The sequence below is a fragment of the Shewanella sp. Arc9-LZ genome (genome assembly GCF_010092445.1).
Lineage (GTDB): Bacteria > Pseudomonadota > Gammaproteobacteria > Enterobacterales > Shewanellaceae > Shewanella.
In genome coordinates this window covers 969550-990632 of sequence record NZ_CP048031.1, presented here as the reverse complement: position 1 = coordinate 990632, position 21083 = coordinate 969550, and the positions used below count along the sequence as shown (strand labels likewise).

The following is a 21083-nucleotide window of genomic DNA, read 5'->3' as shown; positions in this document are numbered from 1 at the left end:
GCGTTCGCTTGTCATCGTTTGTTGTCATTTTTTAAACTATCCCTATCCCAGAGATAATGAGCGGTATTATGTAATGGTCTAATGAAACTGTAGAGATTTATAGCTTAAAATAAGCAAAATCTTAAAGGTATTTATCATGATTAGAAAAACGAAAATCACTGTTAGCCCTCTTCAAAAATTAGAATATGCCAAGCTGATGGTCGAACAGGGTTACACGAACAAGCAAATTGAAGATATGTCAGGTGCGGGTAAATCTGCTGTGTCTCGATGGAAAGTGCAGTACCAAGCTGAATTAGCCGGTAAAACACCAGAAAATGCCAAAGCATTAACTGAAGACCAACGAAGAATTCAACTCCTAGAAGCCCAACTAAAACAAGCAATGAGGGATAATGATATCTTAAAAAAGGCTGCAGCTTTCTTCATTCGAGACAATCAAAACTTAAAATGATGCGCGAAGTAAAGAAAGCAAACCCAGGCTTTAGAATGAGTGAGTTGTGCCGCGTATTCGAGGTCAGTTGCAGTAGTTTTTATTACAAACCGATACCACAAAGCGTTGAAAAACAGACTCTGATACAATTTGTAGAGCAAGCCTTCTCTGATTCAAATGCGACGTATGGCAAACGTCGAATACAGGCCGACTTATTAGATTTAGAGTGTAAAGTCGGGGTTTACGCCATTGCTACAGTAATGAAAAATTTGGGATTAAAAGCGATTAGGCCAAAGAAAAAGCATTACTATCCTAACACTGGTGACGAACATGTTTACGCACCCAATTTGCTTAAACGGCAGTTTAACCCTACGACTTATAACACTCATTGGGTGGGTGACATTACCTACATAAAATCACATCAAGGATGGAGTTATTTAGCCTGTGTACTTGATTTAGGAACGAAAGAAATCGTTGGGTATGCCTTATCAAGCCAACCCAATACCGCGTTAGCGACAGCGGCATTAAATAACGCGATACAACGTCAGAGGCCAAATACACAGGAGTTGATGTTTCACTCAGACCAGGGTTGCCAGTACTCTGCTAACGTGTTCAGAGAAAAGCTAAAGCACTTAAGCATTAAACAAAGTATGAGTCGTAGAGGAAATTGTTGGGATAATGCCGTGATGGAACGATTCTTTAGGAGTTTAAAGACTGAAAGATTGAACCATTTAGCCTTTATCAATCACAGTTCTGTAGTCAGTGTGGTTGAGCAATATATCCAGTTCTACAATTACAAACGCAGACATTCAGCAATAGATTATAAGACGCCACATCAAAAATATAATGAGTTAAAAAAAGCGGCTTAAAATCTCTCCAGAAATACTTGACCATTACAAAGCGCAGCGTTCGCGTGTTATCGTTTGTTATCATTTCTTAAACTATCCCTATCCCAGAGATAATGAGCGGTATCAAGCGATAACAAGCCAAGCGCCTAGGTGCTAGATCCTTCTATCCGTAAGCGCAGCGTTCGCTTGTCATCGCTTGTTATCATTTTTTTAAGCTATCCCTAGCAGCGAAGCGACGCTAGTCTTTTTTGCTTAGCGCAACAATAACAACGGGATGTGGCTTTTACTGATCATCCGTGTCGTATTACTACCAACAAAAAATTCACGAATACGTGAATGACCGTAAGCACCCATTACCATTAAATCAATTTGGTGTGCTAGCTGGTAAGCCTCTAGAGCCGTTTGCACCTCGCCCTGACAAACCGCAGTTGTTACCTCAAAACCAGCCTCGGTAAGAGAGTCTGCAACTGAAGTCAATTCGGTCAGCGCTTGAGACTGATTGTCAGACACCATCACTAAATGGCATGCGAGCCCTTTAAGTAGTGGGCTGTTTATCACTCGTTCAAGCACGGTTTTCGAGGTGGCGCTGCCATCATAAGCGATCATAAAACGGCTTGGCATTGTAAAATCAGCCATCACCACTAAAATCGGCTGTTTAAGCGTGCGTATAACACTTTCTAAATGACTGCCAATCGCTTGCGCTTGATCTTGATGTTGCTCACCTTGACGACCAATAACCACCAGTCTGGCATCAGCTTCCTGCTCAAGTAGCGTTTCAACTAAATCGCCATGGCGCTGCAGTGTTTGCACAGTCACAGAAGGTTGCGCCGCCACAATGCTCGTTTGCGCATCTTGTAGCATATATTTACCTTCTTCGAGCGCGAGTTTGCTCATGCGCCCTTCAAGTTCAACCATTTCAGCAAGCAGATGCTCTCGGCTACCAAGGCCAATATTTCCCGACAGATTTAACTCTGTAGGATAGGCAGACTTATCCAATACATGTAGTAACGTCACAGGGGCATTCAACTGCATAGCCGCCCAGCCACTAGCATCAGATACCGCGCGTGTTGCTTTTGAACCATCGATACAGGCAATCACATTTGTCATCATTATTATCCTTTTATAGTGTGGCTATGGGCTTAGTGACCTGACATCATTTTTTCAACGTCTTCGGGTTTATCATGCACACCAAATTTATCCACAATGGTAGCGCTGGCTTCATTAAGACCAATTAACTCAACTTCAGTGCCCTCACGGCGGAATTTAATCACCACTTTATCGAGCGCCGATACCGCAGTAATATCCCAAAAATGTGCCAAAGATAAATCAATAGTCACCTTATCAACCACTTCTCTGAAATCAAATGAGTTGCTGAACTTATCTGCTGAGGCAAAAAAGACTTGGCCAATAATTTGATAATGACGGCCAGTGTCTGCTGAAGTGTCGGTGTTTTTAACCACCATAAAACGGCCCACTTTATTGGCAAAAAATAACGAGGCAAGTAACACACCTACAAATACCCCAATCGCTAAATTATGGGTAGCGACAACCACAACAACTGTGGCAACCATCACAAGATTGGTCGATAAAGGATGATGTTTAAGATTACGAATAGAATCCCAAGAGAAGGTTCCAATAGACACCATGATCATCACGGCAACGAGTGCAGCCATAGGGATCATTTTTAACCAATCACCTAAAAACACGATCAAGATTAGCAAAAACAAACCGGCAGAAAATGTCGACAAACGCCCACGCCCGCCTGATTTAACGTTGATAATTGATTGACCAATCATGGCACAACCTGCCATGCCGCCCAATAAACCAGCACCGATATTCGCAATACCTTGGCCCTTGCATTCGCGGTTTTTATCGCTTGGCGTATCGGTTAAATCATCAACAATGGTCGCTGTCATCATCGATTCCAATAAACCCACAACAGCAAGACCAGCAGAGTAAGGGAAGATAATCATTAACGTTTCAAGGGTTAATGGCACTTCTGGCCAAAGGAAGATTGGTAACGTATCAGGAAGTTGTCCCATATCGCCTACGGTACGGATATCTAATCCCATGTAAACCGCAAAAATGGTTAAGCCGACAATACAGATCAAAGGTGACGGCAACGATTTACCAATAACTGGGATGAGTGGGAATAAGTAAATAATACCCAGTCCAGCGGCGGTCATAGCGTATACATGCCACGTCACATCAGTGAGCTCTGGCAACTGCGCCATAAAGATCAGAATGGCGAGTGCGTTCACAAAGCCGGTCACCACCGAACGCGAGACAAAACGCATCAAACTACCAAGCTTTAAGTAACCTGCTGCAATTTGAAATATGCCGGTCAATAACGTTGCTGCTAATAAATACTCAAGACCATGTTCTTTAACTAAGGTCACCATCAATAGCGCCATAGCACCAGTAGCCGCAGAGATCATTCCAGGACGTCCACCCGTAAACGCGATAACCACAGCGATACAGAATGAAGCGTACAAACCCACTTTTGGATCAACCCCAGCAATAATAGAAAAGGCAATCGCCTCAGGAATTAACGCTAGCGCGACGACTATACCTGCTAACAGATCTCCACGGATGTTGGAAAACCATTCTTTTTTCATGTTTTGTATCATGTATTTTACTCTGTTTTAATGTTAGCCAATATGCCAATAACATATGTTAACGCCTGAGATATCAGCGTGCGTCAGCGGTGAAATTAACTCATTAATGCGACAAAATGATATTGGATAGTGATATACAACAAAAACTACCAACATGGCAGCAATTACGGACGGATCTTAACGATCCAAATAGGGAGGGAAAACTAATGCGGCTTAATATTCATTATGGAAAAACGACCTCGGCAATATGTGTAAATTAGGCTTAAAATTTATTAAACGCGCAGTGCATAAAAATGCAGCGGCAAGTATAAAGGGTTGCATAAGTAAAATCAAAGCGTTTAAACAGTAACACCGCGGACACGTTTACTGGTTTAGAGCCTTGTCAGAGCAGTTAAAGTGGATACAACACTCAGCTATCCCCTTTTAATGCTCAACTGAACAAAGCCCAACGTTATGATGAAGAGATAACCGCAATTTTTTCTGAGGTAAATTTGTTGTACGCAACGATTAAGCCGTAAGCCATTAATACTGAAACACACTCTGAAATAGAACCCAATAACCGGAATGCTTCATAAGCAGAGCGAGGAATTAACGTTGCATAAGTTGACCCGAAACTTATTATCACTAGCAGAAAAAATGGTAACTGCATCAAAACAGCAGCCTTAACATTAAAAGGAGACCTAGGAACAACCTTTAATTGCTTGCGGTTTCAGCGCCTAAATTAACATCATTTTTGAGCATCAACACCACTAAATAGATCAAACCAAATAGCGGTACAATTGATAATACAGCGCCAAGCACGCCCGCCATAATCGGTGATTTTGTTTTACGACGACCAAGAAAATAACTGATAACACCCACTAGCAATGCGAAAATAACAATTAACTGGCCAACCAGCGTTGCATTAATATTCATCAAAACTCTCCTTGTTGTTTTATACATAATACAGCCTAAAATACCTCTACCAAACGGTCGCAAGGCATTTATTAACAAGCATGCTACATTTGCTAGCAATTTGATGCAAAGCAATTAATGTCAGCTCTTAACAATAAACCATGCACTATGAAGCTTGAAATTCATTACAGCGTTTACATTTAGCGACATTATCGTCGTTATAATCACAGTTTAATCCCTATACAAACACCCCAGTAAACTTGCCATTTTGCACAATTATCGGTAGTTTTACTGCATTGAAAGACGTAAAAATAATAACAAAGGATTACGGATGGGAAACATACTTTGGGTGGCCTCTTACCCTAAATCGGGTAACACTTGGGTACGCGCATTTTTAGAAAACTATATTCAAAATCAAGATCAACCGATTGATATTAATACCATGCACACAATTTCGACGGCAGAGTCGGCCGCGCATCGTTACCAGCATTATTTACCAAAAGACAAAGCTGCCACCACTGAGCTGACGTTAGAAGAGGTGAGTGTATTGCGGCCACAGGTTCAGGCTGATATTGCGCATCAAGCTAATGGCACCACATTTGTAAAAACCCACAACTACCTAGGCGAATACAACGGTCATCCACTGCATAATTCCTCAGTCACATCTGGGGCAATTTATGTGGTTCGTAACCCGCTAGATGTGGCAATCTCAATGGCCAATTACTTTGGTTACAGCATCGATGAAGCCATAGCTTATATGGCAGAAGAAATGACTGGCACGCCAAATGAAGCACCGCATGTGCCACAAATTATTACCTCTTGGTCTATGCATGTGTCTAGCTGGACTGCCGATGATGCCTCAAAGCTGATTTTACGCTATGAGGATATGCTAGATGATCCTAAAAAGATCTTCCGTAAAGTAGAATCCTTTTTAGGTTTGAAAAAAGATCCTGTCCGCCTGAAAAATGCCATTAAGCACTCTTCTTTTGCTCAATTGAAAGCCCAAGAAACTAAACTCGGCTTTGTTGAAAAACATGAAAATGCTAATGCCTTCTTTAGAAATGGTGGCAAGCATCAGTGGAAAACCAAACTGACACCAGAACAAGTACAAAAAATTGTTGATACCCATTACGAACAAATGAAGCGATTTAAGTATTTACCAGCAGGTATGTAATGCCAAGTAAAAGGCATTAAATCCTGACTCAGATTACTCATAAAAAAACGTCCTATCGCATTAGCCATAGGACGTTTTTATTGGATATCACTTTCAGTTTGTAAGCATATTAGCTGCGTTTACGGTAAGCCATAACCAGCAACACAATACCCGCGAATAGAAACGGTAAACTTAACCACTGGCCGGCACTGAGCATTGACTCATGATATGCCGCCTGGCTGACTTTCACGCTTTCAATCGCGATACGCGCAGTAAAGACCAATACCAAAAACAAACCAAAGATAGCGCCGTGTTTTTGCTTCATATTGGTGTATTTATAAATGGCGAATAAGCCGATAAATATTAATAAATAGGCAAACGATTCATACAACTGCGCAGGATGGCGCGGCAACATATCAATACGTTTAAAAATAATGCCCCATGGCTGATTAGTGGGTTCGCCCAAAATTTCTGAATTAGCAAAGTTCGCCATACGCACAAAAAATCCAAATATGGCTGTCGCAATAGCTAAACGATCGAGTAAAAACAAAAACGGTAACTTCACTTTACGTTGGTAAAAATACAGACCCAATATCGCTCCTAACCCGCCGCCATGGCTAGCAAGGCCGCCTTCCCAGATCGCAAATATTTTCAGCGGATGAGCAAAGTAATACCCAGGGTCATAAAAAATACAATGAGCTAAACGAGCCCCAACAATAATGCCAATAACGCAATACACTAATAGGTTATCAAGAGACTCAACATCTAAGCCTTCTTTTTTGTAAAAGTGCTTCATCACCTGAAAACCAGTGGCTATAGCCAACGCAAAAAGCGCGCCGTACCAATGTACGGTTAATCCCATAAACGAGACTAATATAGGATCAAAATCCCAAACGATGTGTTCCAAGTTACCTACTCCAGATTGATATGGTGTTTTGTCGCGTTATGCTAAAACAACTTTACGACAGATGATACATAGATACTTAAGCGAAGAGAAAGTTTCATTAACTAATCAACATTGAAGCGCTAAATAAGGTAACATTTAGCGTTATTTACTGCTGATAAACTGCATTGTTAGAGTTAACCAAATGATGGCCGATAAAACCGAATACCATATTGATATTACCGAGCACAGTACTGACGCTATTGAGCTTTTGGCGCAAGCCAGTAGCCTGAGCAAGCAAGTATTGAAAGATGCTATGCAAAAAGGTGCTATCTGGCACAGCCATGGTAAACAAACTAATCGTATTCGCCGTGCAAAAAAGCCTTTGCAACCTGGTGACAAACTGCATCTCTATTACAATCAATACATTTTAGACGAACAAGTCACACCGGCAGAGTTATTGTTTGATGAAGGCGACTACAGCATTTGGTACAAGCCCTATGGTATGCGTTGCCAGGGCTCAAAGTGGAGCGATCACACCACCATTAATCGCTACGCTGAATTAAATATGCAGCCGCAGCGCAATGCCTTTATTATTCATCGTCTAGATCGTGCTGCTACCGGTTTATTAGTATTGGGACACAGTAAAAAAGCCGCTGCCGCTATTGCTAAGCTGTTTGAAACTCGCGAATTGGAAAAGTACTATCAAGTGATTGTTGAAGGTGAGTTTCCGAGCAATCCCGTTACCATTAATACTCCAGTCGATAATAAGCCAGCACTATCCCACGCCACCTTACTGACCTACAACTCAGAACTGAATCAATCCAAAGTACAGGTGAAAATAGACACCGGCCGTAAACATCAAATTAGGATTCATATGGCTAGCCTAGGCCACCCCGTTGTAGGCGATCGTTTGCATGGCAATGGCAACGAGCACTCGCCCGACCTTGCACTGACATCGTGTTTTTTCCGTTTTGTTTGCCCATTAAGCAACATGCTAAAAACCTTTGAACTGCCAGAGCATTACCGACCAGCATTTATCACCACTTAAGCTATTAGGAAATTAAGCAATTAAGCAATTAAGCAATTATTGTGCTTACACATAACAAGCAATATTGTTTATCAACAACAATGGAACCACACACTATGCGTCATATCATCGCGTTACTTTGTCTTACTCTTAGCCCTATGGGAATCGCCGCCAGTTTACAACTGCCAGACAGAGTCGAAACGGTATTAGTTAACGGTAAAGCATCACAACAGCAATCTAGTGTAAAACTGGACTTAAGCATGCCCGATAACATGCAACAAATCGCTTTTCGCTATCAAGCCCGTTATCGCGATAATGGCAGCCAAAATAATTTTGTTTCTGATGTTGTTATCTTGCGTTTTCAAGCCAGCGAGCAAAACTACCAACTCACATTGCCGACCATTAACTCTGCCTCACGCGCCAATCAATTTAATGATCAACCCACTATAACGTTAACCGACCATGCAGGTAAAAGCATTGTATTTACTCAAGATAAACTGATGAAATCAGGCTTACAAATTGGCCGTGATTTTGCTCAAGAGATCGCACAATATAATGAATCTGGCGCCATAGCTGCAATGGCATCAGCTAAACCTATCAACAAAAAAACAGCTACTGCAGCGCCAGTAGCGCCAGTAACAATTATGCCAGTAGCCATAGTACCAGTCACAAAAACGGCAGAGGTTACAGCAAGTAACAATACCGCTAACACTCAGGTTAATAAAACTGAAGATATCACCCAAGCAGAAATCAGTAGAATGCTCGATTATTGGTATCAAAAAGCTAATCTCAATACCCAAGCAGAGTTTAAAGCCAAAATAAATTGATAATGAAGGGTGTTATTGAACGAAGGTAAAACCTAGAGTTTGAACTTGAATAGTTCAACACTCATTCTTTTGAAACTAATGATTTGAGACTCACTCTTTTGAGACGAACTTGTTTAAGAGCAGATATTTTACGATAAAATGTTTGAGATGAATTGTTTGAGGTGAATTGTTTACGGCAAATGTTTACGGCAAATGTTTACGGCGATCTCTTTATAGCTAACCTTTTATAGCAAACTCTTTGTAGAAAATTATTGGCTGCGAAATGTTGGCTGCGTATTGCTTGCTGACAATGGTCATTAAGCTAACAATCTCATCGGCCAGTTAACGGCAAATAGACATTAACGTTGGGCACAAATATCAGCAAACGTGGCGTTCAATAACCGTTGTAAATCAGCAGGGCTTAACGAAATATCTACGCCTCTTTTGCCGGCGCTAATGTAGATACGTTGATGCTGCTGTGCAGAAATATCGATAACTGTCGGCAGAGGTTTTTTTTGCCCTAATGGGCTCACTCCACCCAGTACATAACCGCTAGAACGCTCAACGACTAATGCCTCTGCCATGCGGGCTTTTTTTGCGCCTGCGGCTTTCGCGATTAACTTCATACTCAACATCGACGACACTGGCACAACCCCAACCACCAGCGCTTGATTATCTAAACTCACCACCAAGGTTTTAAACACTTGTTCCGTTGGCACGCCCAGTTTTTGCGCTGCTTCTAAACCATAAGATTCACTATTAGTATCATGGTGGTATTCATGTACTTCAAAATCTATTTTATGCTTTTTTGCTATCTCAATTGCTGGGGTCATATACGCTCATTTATGGATTAGCCACCAAGACTCTATTCGGTTGATAAAAATGCAGATATCGCAGACAAACATAACTGACAACCACGGTAGCGACAAGCAATTCAAACTCAGCTAATGCATTAATTTGCTGTACATATTCCGCAGCCATGCCAACACTTTCCATCCAAACAGACATCTTAAATAATGCCGTTGCCCCAATCACCATCGGAAACGTAAACGCGGCATAACCAGGACTAAAAGGTAAACGCATCAGTTTGAAAAAACACAAATAGATAATTGAGGTCATTAACACCCCAATACCAAATAATAGCCCAACAATAACCGGCGATGGCTGTTCAATTACCGTTAAATAGCCCGCCAAAGATAAACTGGCTGGCGCCGCTAAAATCGCTAAAGTAGGTTTGGCTGCATCTGGGATTTGTTCTGTAAATATAAGACGATAAATCATCATCGGTAACATTATGGCATAACTCAACATGCCAAAGATTAGCGCAGCATGAGCAACCCACGCTAAATGAATATTGCCTGAAAACGACACATCGGCCACCACAATACCAATAGGCGGTATAAACCAGCTAGGCACCATATGATGCAGTGAAAATTGTTTACTGCGATGATAAATAAACCCGACCAAAAAGCTGATGTGCAGCAATACTGCAAATGACCATAATAAATCACCTGCGAGTGCAGAGGCATAACTCAGCGAATTCGACACCACCATTAACGCCATTGCAAAAGTAGGTACCACGCTGCCGACCACTGGATGAGCAAGATCCTGGCGTAATAAATCCGAATGTAATAAAAATTTAGCACTTAAAATCAGCAATAATACACTTGCGATGGCAGCCCCAACCCACTGACTATAATGATGTAAATCAACGAGGGTTTCCCAACTCCAACCTAAACTTGCAATTCCCAACGCTAATCCAGCCATAGGGGTTGGAACTGCCGTTAGTGTTTGTTTTACTGCTCGAATCATTACAACCTCAAAACAACCCATCAGAGAATAAGCTTATATTACGCTTGCACTTTGTTTATATATATCCAATTATATGAAACATACGTTCATAAAAATTGAACGAAATATTAATCATACCAATAACGATGAAAATAAAAATGAAACAGTTCACATTAACTTTATAACCATCAAACTAATGCTATTTCAAACTCACTCTATATCAAACTAAGCGGCGCTATGCACATTTCATTAAAGCAGCTCAACGTGTTTACCAGTGTTACCCAACATAAAACCTTAACCGCTGCAGCCGAGGCACTGTATTTGTCTAAAGCCGCGGTGAGCATGGCACTGGCAGAACTCGAAAAACAATTGGGTCACCCGCTATTTGATCGGGTCAATAATCGCTTGGTACTTAATCAAGAAGGACACAAGTTATTACCTCTGGCCGATGAGCTGCTTAGTAGAGCAAATAATATCAGTCAATTGTTTGATGCAGACCACGCTTTTACGGGTCAATTGAAAATAGGTGCCAGTGACACCTTAGGTAATCATGTTGTACCGGGGTTATTGAGCCAATTTAGGCAGCAACATCAACATTTCTCACAAAGCGTGGTGATTTCAAATTCACGCTTAATCTGCCAAAAACTGCTGGATTACGAGTTAGACATTGGCTTGATAGAGGGTAAAAGTCATCACCCAGAACTCATCGCCACTCAGTTTAGCCATGATGAAATGTGTATTATCGCTGCGCCTCATTCACCCATAAGTCAGCAGACACAATGGACGTTTAACGATTTAGAGCAAAGTGAGTGAATATTACGTGAAGCAGGTTCTGGCTCGAGAGAGTTTTTTTTGCGTACTATTGCGCCGCAAATAGAGGCGTGGCATGAAGTGTTTGAACTGAATACCACTGAGGCATTAATTAACAGTGTCGCCGCCGGACTTGGCTTAGGGTGTTTATCTGCTTTGGCGGCACAATATGCGATTAATGATGGCCGTGTGACTCAGCTCGACTCCCAAATTAAGGGGAATCATATTAATATGCAACGACCGTTTTGGTTGGTGGTTCACAAAGATAAGTATCACAGCCCGCTGTTGAAAAGCTTTATTGAGTTTTGTCATCAATGGGATAATTCATAAAGCGATTCTTGGTTGAGTATGGCCTTCGGCCACTAACGTCGTGGCGCTTCACCATACCTATTTTTCAAACTTCGTTTGAATTAAGATTGCAAGGTTCCACCCTGCACGGGCTAATACATTATGGCCTGCGGCCACCAACGTCGTGGCGCTTCACCCACACCAGACCAAGAGGAAATCAACGGCTATTCCCTCTTGGAACTCCCAGCCGCCCCGCAACATTTTCGCTATTTACAAAACAAGAGCTGCGAAAAGTCGCCATGGGGATTGATCCAGCTTTTAACTTCATCTGTAACCGTCTTCGGCCCATCTTATTGTAAAGAGAGAAAATGCTAACGCTTCCGATGGTACATCCTGTACCGCGAAAGCTAGCCTGACGTCCTGTCAGGCTCACGCTATTTTCTTCAACGACCTCAAGTTCAGGGTTGACGCTGACCCATTACAAGCAAGGCATGTAACTTACTTATACTCCTTTCGGTGTTAGAGTTGATACTTTTAGCGTTAATTCAACTCTTTCTTTCACCTAATTAACCTAATAACAACATGGCCATCTGCAATATTTTTTATACAAAACAACTACTTTTACAAATCAAATAGCTATAGTATTCTGTTAACAAGTGCGCCTGCATGAACATAGATGGGAGCCTAATAGTAGCTGTTTACATGAGTGTGACATTGGACCTGCAAGCCGTGCGTCATTTAAAGCTTTGCAAACAAAACCTCAAGAAAAAATGAACTATGGAACAAATAATATAAGGATGTATTGATGTTCAACGCGATTGAAATTGTCTTAATACTCATTATGTCACCAGTACTATGCTCTGCTACTGAGCATCTAGGTGATTCAACAACACAAAGCGAACGTTTAGATAAAGCCTATGACGATGTAATTAATTTACTAGCTAACACGCAAAAAAAGACACTTAAAAAAGCGCAGTTGAATTGGCTAGCGTACCGAGACATGACTTGTGCGTTTGAGGGCGGATTTTTAAGTCACAACCACTGGTTTGAAGATGATCCAGCTCAAACTTCATTACAGCAATGTTTATCAAGATTGATTGACGCTAGAATCATTGAGCTAACCCAATATACGACGTTAATAAAAAGGAGTAATGCACAGCAAACGATTGAATATACCAACGCAATTCAGCTCATTGATCAAATTGAACTCGAGGTAAAAAAGGCAGCTTATGGTCAAGCTGGATTTAAAGGCTCATTCACGTTTCTAATTAATAAAAGTGAAAGACGCAGTGATGGGTCCGTCACGTTTCATACTCAAGCCAATCCTAATGACGAAAGAAATATTCAAATTGATTTATTAACCAAGGCCGCGAGTGATTTTAAAGCGACATATGGTACATCAGCAGAATACTATTTACTGGGTAAAACAGTGGTACTCAAAGCGACAGCGAGTCGGGTAGAGAGCATAAAACGAGATCAAATAGGGCGACAAAGCTCAAAAACTATAACAAGAGTGCCGATAGGCTCGTTGTCTGAACTGACGATTCACGATTAAATAATACTTTACACAGTACTATTTAATTATGTCCGTTCAAGTTAAATTGTTATCTCTCAACCTGGCTCTTAACATTTTATTTTGAAATCGAAAATAAAGAAATAGCCAACGGATTTACTTAAGAGTTTTAGCGTGATTTTTACAAGGATGTCAGTGTGTATTTGTCTAAAAATATGGTTGGTTTACTACTGTTAGTACCGTTTTTTTGCTCAGCAAATGAATTGCTAGAAAATACGATTGAGTATGATGAAAAGTTGAATATCGCATACCATAAAGTGGTAAAACGATTATATGAACCCCACAAATCAGCTATCCAAAAAGCGCAACGGTTATGGGTAAAATACAGAAATACCACTTGTGAGTTTGAAGTCGATTTGCCCCGCAAAGGGCATTGGATTGAGCAAGGTTATTCTAACTCACAGTCATTAACATGTATATCTAAGCTCACCCTAGCTAGAACAAATGAGCTGAATGCCTATCTAGAGTCCACTCAAAAGCAACAGGTTTTAGGTTATCAACTCACTATCAATCAAGATGCGCAACAAAACAAAGCTGAAGACCCGGCAGCAGAGGTTTTGAGCAGTAGCATCCAAAAACTGAACCTAAAGGGTGAGTCGTTATATGCGAACAAACAATATTATAAGGCTTTTGATGTGTTTGAGGCGGCAATCGAGCTAGCACCAGATAATATTAGAGCCTTAAATAACTTATCCATCGTGTCAATAAAGTTAGCCACAGCCAACGAAGTAATAAATGCCTTATCAATTGCACCATTAAAGGTTAATTATACCAATGAAGCTGTAATAGCCGCTGGTCGCGTTATTTTCTCATTACCTGCAACAGCACAGCAAAAATCCGCTGCGTTATTCAACATGGGATTAGCTTGTGAGGGTAAACAGCGCCGATGGATAGCCACTGAGCGTAAGGCGTTTTGCAGCCAACATTCGATCGAGTTCTATGCACATTCATTTATTACTTATCCAACTAAGCATCGGGCTGAATTTTTGGTCGATAAACTCACTAATGCCAAAGCTACCGGGGACAATTGTATATTCAAAAACGGATTGTATAAGAGTCACTTTAAGCGAAAAAACCAATATGTTTTCATCCATGAACTCGCAAATATGGATAAATTAAGCGGCACAGTTGTAGGTAATGCGAACGTTAAAATCAACTTAACAAGAACGGCGACGGCTAGACTAAACAATAAGATTAATATATCCACCTATTGGGCTAATACCAGTCAGGACATCGTGCTTAATGAATTATCGTGCGAACGAATGACAGGCACAATTAATTGAGTTTACAATTGTAGTGGCTCACGAATTAGGCCACTTACTTGATTAGAGGTCAACGACTACCTAGTTCCCGTTTTTCACCATACTTAATCATCATGCGAATATTAAGTTTAACTGCGATTCGATTAATCATGCCACCCATTTTTATAATAAGCTTTCGCGATACAGGATGTACCATCGAAAGCGTTAGGATTTTCGAATAAGGCCGAGGCTGACTAAAAATAAAGTTAAAAGCTGGATCTACCCCATGGCGACCTTTTCACATCTGTTGTTTAAGTAGATAGGAAAATGTCGCGGGGCGGCTGGGCTAATTTTTTTAAAAAGAGGAAGAGGGAACAGCCGTTGGTTTCCTTTTGCTCTGGTGTGGGCGAAGCGCCACGACGTTAGTGGCCGCAGGCCATATCTTAAATTCACTTTTAGCCAAAAACGTTTTAAAACAGACTCAAATCACATAGCCTGTAACTGATAACCCAATATAATTTTTTGAGTAAAATGCGCTCAAATCTTACCGAGTGACGGCTATGGCCTAATACAAATTCAACCATTGTTTGCCTAATCGATATAACTACTTATACACCGGATAAAGCATAAAAAAACAGGCCATTTAGGCCTGTTTCGATTAATCACCTACCTAATATGACTTAGTAAGCAACGCTAATACGTTGATTAATATGCTGAGCATTTTCGGCTTCATCAAGCATAGCTTTGGCATAATCCACTACTGATACTCGGCTTTGGCCTAGTGCATCGGTAAAAAATTCGTTGCCGCCTAAACGGTATTGGCCTTCTGACTCACCAGGGAAAATAATCGCTGCAGGGCTAACGTAAGTCCACTCGATAGCAGAATCTGTATCACGGAACACGGCTAGTGCTTCACTTTGGGCGATGGCTTCGGCTTTATAATCTTCAGGAAACTCTGGTGCTGACACTAACGTCACGCCTGGTGCGACTTCTAAACTACCTGCACCGCCAACCCATAACAAACGCGGTGTGCCAGCTTTAGGCAAGTGTTGCAGTAATTGCTTAGCGGTTTGCGCTACTACTTGATGGTTTTGTGCGGCACGGCCACCGATTGACGCTATAACAACATCAACATCGGCAAATGCGCTAGCTATGGCATCGCTTGTCATAGTGGTTAAATCAAGCGTACGTACGGCCACATCTTGAGTGACTTTGCTGGCGTCGCGCACTACGGCAACCACTTCATGGCCTCGGCTTATCGCTTGTTGCATGATAGTGCCACCAATCCAACCTGTTGCGCCTAATACTGCTAATTTCATTTTGTGTCTCGCTCTATTAATTATCAATAGAGCTAGTGTAGTGGGTAATCTTTTAGAGATAAATATCGATAATTGCGCTTAATTGTTTCATTTAAAGATACAAAGTAAGATGTAAAATCATTACGTAATTGTGTCCTTAAAAGCAATCTAAACCGCAGGCTAGTGCGTATCTAATGGCTCATTCATCATGAGATTTTGGCGCCATGCCCGACACAATCAAACAAGCTATTAATATTGTCTGGTTTAAACGCGACTTGCGCTTGTCTGATCATCAACCGCTCGTCGATGCATTTAACCACAATTTACCCTGCTTGCTCATTTACACCTTTGAGCCATTTATGCTGGCTGACTCGCATTATAATGAACGCCATTGGCGCTTTGTGTGGCAGTCGCTGCAAGATATGAATCAACAACTGCTCCGATTTAACGGACAGGTGTATATGTTCAGTATGCCGATGATTGACTTACTGGATGAGATATCCCAAACATTTGAAATTAAAAATATTTATAGTCATCAAGAGATAGGTTTACACAACAGCTTTGAACGCGATAAAACGGTTGCTCGCTGGTGTAATCAACAGCAAGTTAATTGGCAGCAGTCGCCTACTGGAGCTGTAGTTCGTGGCCGAAAAAATCGTCAGTCATGGGATCTGCACTGGCAACAAGTAATGAACAGCCCTATTGCCATCCCCAACTGGCAACAATGTCAGTTGCAAAAACTCGATAATCATCAAGACCCGACTCTTGATCATGCCATCATGGCACACAATGATCAGTTTCAAATAGGTGGCCCCAAAGCAGCCAGAACAATACTGAGCAGTTTTTTAACCCATCGGGGTAAAGACTATCAACGCAGTATTTCTAGCCCGAGCTTAAGTCGGACCCATTGTTCACGCTTATCGCCTTATTTAGCGTGGGGAAACATCAGTCTAAAGCAGGTATATCAAGCAACATTAACACGTTATAACGAGGTGCAAACCAGCAATAAAGCGTGGAAAAAACCGTTATTGGCGATGATGTCTCGTTTACATTGGCATTGCCATTTTATGCAAAAATTTGAAAGCCAATGCAGCATGGAATTTACCCCGGTTAACCCTGGGTATGTTGATTATCCCTACCGTACCGACGACAAAGTGCAGCAAGATATTCAACGCTGGGCTGACGGCCAAACGGGGATCCCCATTATCGATGCCTGTATGCGTTGTTTAAAAAAAACCGGCTATATCAACTTTAGAATGCGCGCCATGCTAGTCAGCTTTGTGACTCACCATCTCAATATTGCCTGGCAGCATGCCAGCTTACCGCTAGCCAATTATTTTCTCGATTTCGAACCCGGGATCCATTATCCGCAACTGCAAATGCAAGCCTCGGTCACAGGTATTAACACCATAAGGTTATATAACCCCGTAAAGCAGTCACAGGACCAAGACCCACGCGGTGAGTTTATTCGATTGTGGTGCCCAGAGCTCACCAATTTACCCAATGAGTATATTCATCAACCTTGGCAACAACCGCCTATGGAAGCGATTTTTAACGACATTATTTTAGGTCGTGACTATCCAGAGCCAATGATTGATTTAACTCAAGCATCACAAACTGCCCGCGATCGTTTATGGTCGTATCGCGAACAACCTCAAGTTAAACAGCATATTGTTGCGGTATTAACTCGTCATGTACGCCCAAAGCCCAAACAGAATAAGGCTCGCCATGACACATAAAAAACCACATTTAGCCCATAAAATCTGTTTGGTATGCCAACGCCCTTTTGCATGGCGTAAAAAATGGGCCAAAGATTGGGACAACGTTAAATATTGTTCTGAACGCTGTCGCCGACATAAATCTGAATAAAGGTAATCACCATGACGACGCTTTACACCCATGCTTCACCGACACTATTGCCAGAAACCAGCACATTGAGACTCATCTTGGGCGATCAACTTAATGCGTCACACTCCTGGTTTAAACAAGTCGATCCTAATGTGGTGTATTTGATTGCCGAGTTGGGACAAGAAGCAAACTACGTCACTCATCATGTGCAAAAGGTCTGCGCCTTTTTTGCCTCTATGGCGCAATTTGCACAGGCCTTAGCCAAGAGTGGTCATCAAGTGATGTACCTAACATTAGATGACACCCAGCACTATGCAGATCTCCCTGCATTACTTGAAAATATCACCACAACCCAGCAACTGACGATATTTGAATATCAACAGCCTGATGAATATCGCTTAGCGCAACAATTGAGTGAACTCGCACTGCCAAAGGTAAGTAAAAACAGCTATGACACAGAACATTTCTTACTGCCATTTGACGATATTCAGCGCGAATTTACACCGAATAAACATGTGAAAATGGAGTTTTTTTATCGACGCATGCGCAAACGCTTTAATGTATTAATGCAAGAGGGTGAACCATTAGGTGGCCAATGGAATTTTGACCAGCAAAACCGTGCGAGCTTTAAAAAGAATGACCTTGCTGATGTTCCTGCGCCCTTGGTATTTGCTAACGATGTCAGTGATATTTTAGCCCGCCTTAAGCGCCATAACATCAACACCATAGGTAAGGCAGAAAGCCAATTATTATGGCCAGTAAATCGACGCCAATCGCGTGAGTTACTCGACTTTTTTTGCCAGCATTTATTGATCCGCTTTGGTCATTTCCAAGATGCGATGACCGAAAATAGCCGTGCGGATTGGAGCTTATATCATTCAAGGCTATCGTTTGCGCTTAACGCTAAAATTATTTCCCCCAGTGAAGTGATTAATAAAGTCATCGCGCATTGGCAAGCGCATCAACATGATATTTCACTGGCTCAAGTTGAAGGTTTTGTTAGGCAAATACTTGGCTGGCGTGAATATGTCCGCGGTATTTATTGGTGCAATATGCCCAACTACGCCACTAAAAATGCCTTACAAGCACAGCGGCCGCTGCCAGGGTATTTTTGGACCGCCAACACCAAGATGAATTGCATGCACCACGCCATAAAACAGTCGCTCGATTATGCCTATGCCCACCATATTCAAAGATTGATGGTGACTGGCTGCTTTAGTTTACTCGCGGGTATCAATCCAGATGAAGTCGACCACTGGTATTTAGGCATTTACATTGATGCCATCGAGTGGGTCGAAATGCCCAATACGCGCGGAATGACCCAATTTGCCGACGGCGGAATTGTGGCCACAAAACCCTATGCCGCCAGCGGTAACTATTTGAATAAAATGAGCGACTATTGCAAAACCTGCCATTACAATGTCAAACTTAAGACAGAACATAACGCCTGCCCATTCAACAGTTTATATTGGCATTTTATTCAACGCCATCAAGACCAATTTAAACGTAACCCTCGCATGGCAATGGTATATAAAAACTGGCAAAAAATGGACAGTCAAACGCAACAAGCCATTATTAACAAAGCCGATAATTTATTGGAAAATATAGAAAGCTTATAACCTTTAACTGTCGCGATAGGATAATCTTATGGACAAAATATCTGCTATGCGCAGCTTTGTTGAAGTGGCCAGTTGTGGCAGCTTTACCCAAGCCGCTGAGCAACTCGGTTTAAGCCGTTTACAAGTATCACGGCACATTAAAGAAGTTGAACAGTGGTTAGCGTTACGATTATTACACCGCACCACTCGCCGAGTAAGCCTAACCTTACAGGGCGAAGAAGCACTTAATTACTGCCAGCGTATTTTAAGTGAAGTCACCGCCATGGAAAGCCGTGCAATTAGTCATAATAACGAACTAGTGGGCACTATCCGTATCGCTTCGCCCATTGGCCTTGGGCAACAAAAACTGTATGACGTGGTTGAGGCTTTTTGCCAACAACATCCGCAAGTGAATATTCAATTGTTACTGTCGGATAATGTCTCGCAACTGGTGAATGACAGAGTCGATATCGCCCTGCGTTACACCCACCAGCCTGATGAAAGCTTAATCGCCAGACGCTTAATGCATATCGACAGTGTCATTTGCGCCTCCCCTGACTATCTCGCCAAAAATACGGCCATTGTGTCGGCTAACGACTTATTGCAACACAACTGTTTGCGCCACTCTAGTCAGCAACACTGGGAAATTATTGCCGATTCACAGCCTTATTTATTGGATGTGAGCGGCAATTTACAAGCCAACGACATGGGCGTATTGATCAATGCGGCACTTCGTGGCAACGGTATAGTGTGTTTGCCAACCGATTTAGCCAACCATTATCTTAAACGAGGTGAGTTAACCGAAGTGCTGCCCAATACTACCGCGCCAGGAAAAACCTTATGGGCGGTCTATTTGTCACGCAGTTATCAGCAAACGGTCGTCAGAGCCTTTATCGACTTTACCGCCAATGCTTGGCAGCAAGACATTAAAAAATGGCAAGCAAGCTAGAGTGACGGAATCAATGAATGACTAATCGCTACTAAGTAATTTCTATTTTGCACTCTCAATTTAGTACTCTCGACTCAGTACTTTCTATTCGAGAAGCAATATTCTATGACCCCTGATGGAACCGTCCTAATGAATAAGCTCTAGCGAATAAGCTCTAATGAATATGCCCTAATGAATAATCCCTAACGAATAATCCCTAACGAATAATATCCAGCAATAGTTGTTGTAATTGTTGTGGTTGATCAAGGCTGGCATCGTGGCCGCAATCATCTATTTTATGTAGTTGTGTTTGATAAAATACCGCTAACTGTTCGCTACATTTTGGATGAGCTAACTTATCTTGATTAGCGACAATCACGCTAACCGGTATGTCATTCAATATAGGACTGTGAAAACGGGCTGAGGCGTACAATTGGCGTAATCCATTAATAAATGATGTATGGCATTGCAATCTCAGTATGCTCCAGGCATTAATCACTTCAAGACTTTGACCCAAATGCCTGCTGGTAAAATCTAATACTGTTGCCTCGAGCCAATAGCTTTTGTCATTATCCACTTGATTCGACAAGCTGGCGCGTAAAGCCCTAGCGAACACAACGACCAATGACGTCATTAACCCAAAACATTGGAACCGTTTATACCAAGCTGACAAGTTGGCCGCACTGCTGTTAATTAACACCACATGCTGCACTCGCGAGCGACACTGCGCCGCCATCGCTAGCGCCAGCATACCTCCCATAGACAACCCCACTAATACCAATTTAACTTGGCTTGGCAGCATGCCCTGCTTTAGTAATGCGGCATCGATTTGTTGCCACACAGCATCACAATAGTCTTGCATTTTATCTGGGCTAGGCTGATTGACTAACAGACCATTACCCGGTAAATCGACGCTAATAACATTGACCGAGTGTTGAGCTAAACGCTGATCAAAACCATACCAATGGCGGCTGTCGCGCATTAATCCTCTAAGCAAAACTAAGGTGGTCATTGCTTATCCTCATTTATCCTCATTTATCCTCACATAA

At 41.9% G+C, this 21083-nt stretch carries 18 protein-coding genes and 1 pseudogene; 11 read left to right on the top strand and 8 right to left on the bottom strand.

Features of this window, described 5'->3' with window-relative positions:
* Positions 1-136: 136 nt before the first annotated feature.
* Positions 137-1296, top strand: a protein-coding gene (locus GUY17_RS04320; protein ID WP_162022409.1) for an IS3 family transposase whose coding sequence is annotated in 2 segments (ribosomal slippage) — positions 137-395 and positions 395-1296 — 1161 coding nt in all. Because the reading frame shifts where the segments join, the coding sequence is not laid out codon by codon here.
* A gap of 231 nt (positions 1297-1527) precedes the next feature.
* On the opposite strand, the gene GUY17_RS04315 is transcribed toward GUY17_RS04320, so the two are convergent.
* The 3 genes from GUY17_RS04315 to GUY17_RS04305 all read right to left on the bottom strand — a co-directional run bounded on the left by GUY17_RS04315 (position 1528) and on the right by GUY17_RS04305 (position 4808).
* The gene (locus GUY17_RS04315; protein WP_162024283.1) at positions 1528-2382 is read right to left on the bottom strand and encodes a universal stress protein; all 855 of its coding nucleotides are present in this window, start codon (positions 2380-2382) and stop codon (positions 1528-1530) included.
* A 32-nt stretch (positions 2383-2414) separates the two neighbouring features.
* Entirely contained in the window at positions 2415-3905 is a 1491-nt protein-coding gene (locus tag GUY17_RS04310) for a SulP family inorganic anion transporter (protein ID WP_101085950.1), read from the bottom strand.
* Positions 3906-4586: 681 nt separating this feature from the next.
* Positions 4587-4808: a hypothetical protein gene (locus GUY17_RS04305; RefSeq protein WP_162022408.1), complete on the bottom strand. Its 222-nt coding sequence runs from the start codon at positions 4806-4808 to the stop codon at positions 4587-4589.
* Between the two features lie 310 nt (positions 4809-5118).
* Between GUY17_RS04305 and GUY17_RS04300 the strand changes: the two genes are divergently transcribed.
* Complete coding sequence (locus GUY17_RS04300) at positions 5119-5961, top strand: sulfotransferase domain-containing protein (protein ID WP_162022407.1); 843 nt, start codon at positions 5119-5121, stop codon at positions 5959-5961.
* A gap of 109 nt (positions 5962-6070) precedes the next feature.
* Here GUY17_RS04300 and lgt read toward each other — a convergent pair whose 3' ends face one another.
* Entirely contained in the window at positions 6071-6847 is a 777-nt protein-coding gene (gene lgt / locus GUY17_RS04295; RefSeq protein ID WP_101085954.1) for a prolipoprotein diacylglyceryl transferase, read from the bottom strand.
* A 181-nt stretch (positions 6848-7028) separates the two neighbouring features.
* On the opposite strand from lgt, the gene GUY17_RS04290 reads away from it, so the two are divergent.
* Together GUY17_RS04290 and GUY17_RS04285 are read left to right on the top strand one after the other, a co-directional pair.
* Positions 7029-7874 (top strand): RNA pseudouridine synthase, encoded by an 846-nt coding sequence (locus GUY17_RS04290; RefSeq protein ID WP_162022406.1) that lies wholly within the window; start codon positions 7029-7031, stop codon positions 7872-7874.
* A 95-nt stretch (positions 7875-7969) separates the two neighbouring features.
* Positions 7970-8680 carry a DUF2057 domain-containing protein gene (locus tag GUY17_RS04285; protein WP_162022405.1) on the top strand — a complete coding sequence of 237 codons (711 nt, stop codon included), beginning with the start codon at positions 7970-7972 and terminating at the stop codon, positions 8678-8680.
* A gap of 338 nt (positions 8681-9018) precedes the next feature.
* On the opposite strand, the gene ybaK is transcribed toward GUY17_RS04285, so the two are convergent.
* Complete coding sequence (ybaK, locus tag GUY17_RS04280) at positions 9019-9492, bottom strand: Cys-tRNA(Pro) deacylase (RefSeq protein ID WP_162022404.1); 474 nt, start codon at positions 9490-9492, stop codon at positions 9019-9021.
* A 10-nt stretch (positions 9493-9502) separates the two neighbouring features.
* Positions 9503-10471: a TDT family transporter gene (locus tag GUY17_RS04275; RefSeq protein ID WP_162022403.1), complete on the bottom strand. Its 969-nt coding sequence runs from the start codon at positions 10469-10471 to the stop codon at positions 9503-9505.
* 216 nt (positions 10472-10687) lie between these two features.
* Here GUY17_RS04275 and GUY17_RS04270 point away from each other — a divergent pair.
* From GUY17_RS04270 to GUY17_RS04260, 3 genes and pseudogenes are all read left to right on the top strand, one after another.
* Positions 10688-11590, top strand: a pseudogene (locus GUY17_RS04270) (LysR substrate-binding domain-containing protein).
* Between the two features lie 763 nt (positions 11591-12353).
* A complete protein-coding gene (locus tag GUY17_RS04265; protein WP_162022402.1) occupies positions 12354-13103 on the top strand; it encodes a lysozyme inhibitor LprI family protein in 750 nt (249 codons plus the stop codon).
* Between the two features lie 155 nt (positions 13104-13258).
* A complete protein-coding gene (locus tag GUY17_RS04260) occupies positions 13259-14404 on the top strand; it encodes a lysozyme inhibitor LprI family protein (RefSeq protein ID WP_162022401.1) in 1146 nt (381 codons plus the stop codon).
* A 638-nt stretch (positions 14405-15042) separates the two neighbouring features.
* On the opposite strand, the gene GUY17_RS04255 is transcribed toward GUY17_RS04260, so the two are convergent.
* Complete coding sequence (locus GUY17_RS04255; RefSeq protein ID WP_162022400.1) at positions 15043-15681, bottom strand: NAD(P)-dependent oxidoreductase; 639 nt, start codon at positions 15679-15681, stop codon at positions 15043-15045.
* Between the two features lie 203 nt (positions 15682-15884).
* Between GUY17_RS04255 and GUY17_RS04250 the strand changes: the two genes are divergently transcribed.
* Genes GUY17_RS04250 through GUY17_RS04235 form a run of 4 tightly spaced genes read left to right on the top strand, consistent with a single transcriptional unit; the run spans position 15885 to position 20055 of the window.
* Positions 15885-17399, top strand: a complete 1515-nt coding sequence (locus GUY17_RS04250) for a cryptochrome/deoxyribodipyrimidine photo-lyase family protein (RefSeq protein ID WP_254439866.1) — start codon at positions 15885-15887, stop codon at positions 17397-17399.
* On the top strand, positions 17389-17529 hold the full coding sequence (locus GUY17_RS04245) for a DUF2256 domain-containing protein (protein WP_011636257.1): 141 nt from the start codon (positions 17389-17391) through the stop codon (positions 17527-17529). The genes GUY17_RS04250 and GUY17_RS04245 overlap by 11 nt, the downstream gene beginning before the upstream one ends.
* Before the next feature lie 11 nt (positions 17530-17540).
* On the top strand, positions 17541-19127 hold the full coding sequence (locus tag GUY17_RS04240; RefSeq protein ID WP_162022399.1) for a cryptochrome/photolyase family protein: 1587 nt from the start codon (positions 17541-17543) through the stop codon (positions 19125-19127).
* Between the two features lie 28 nt (positions 19128-19155).
* The gene (locus GUY17_RS04235; RefSeq protein WP_162022398.1) at positions 19156-20055 is read left to right on the top strand and encodes a LysR family transcriptional regulator; all 900 of its coding nucleotides are present in this window, start codon (positions 19156-19158) and stop codon (positions 20053-20055) included.
* A 196-nt stretch (positions 20056-20251) separates the two neighbouring features.
* Here the strand turns inward: GUY17_RS04235 and GUY17_RS04230 are convergent, their stop codons facing one another.
* Positions 20252-21046 carry an alpha/beta fold hydrolase gene (locus GUY17_RS04230; RefSeq protein ID WP_162022397.1) on the bottom strand — a complete coding sequence of 265 codons (795 nt, stop codon included), beginning with the start codon at positions 21044-21046 and terminating at the stop codon, positions 20252-20254.
* Between the last annotated feature and the right edge of the window lie 37 nt (positions 21047-21083).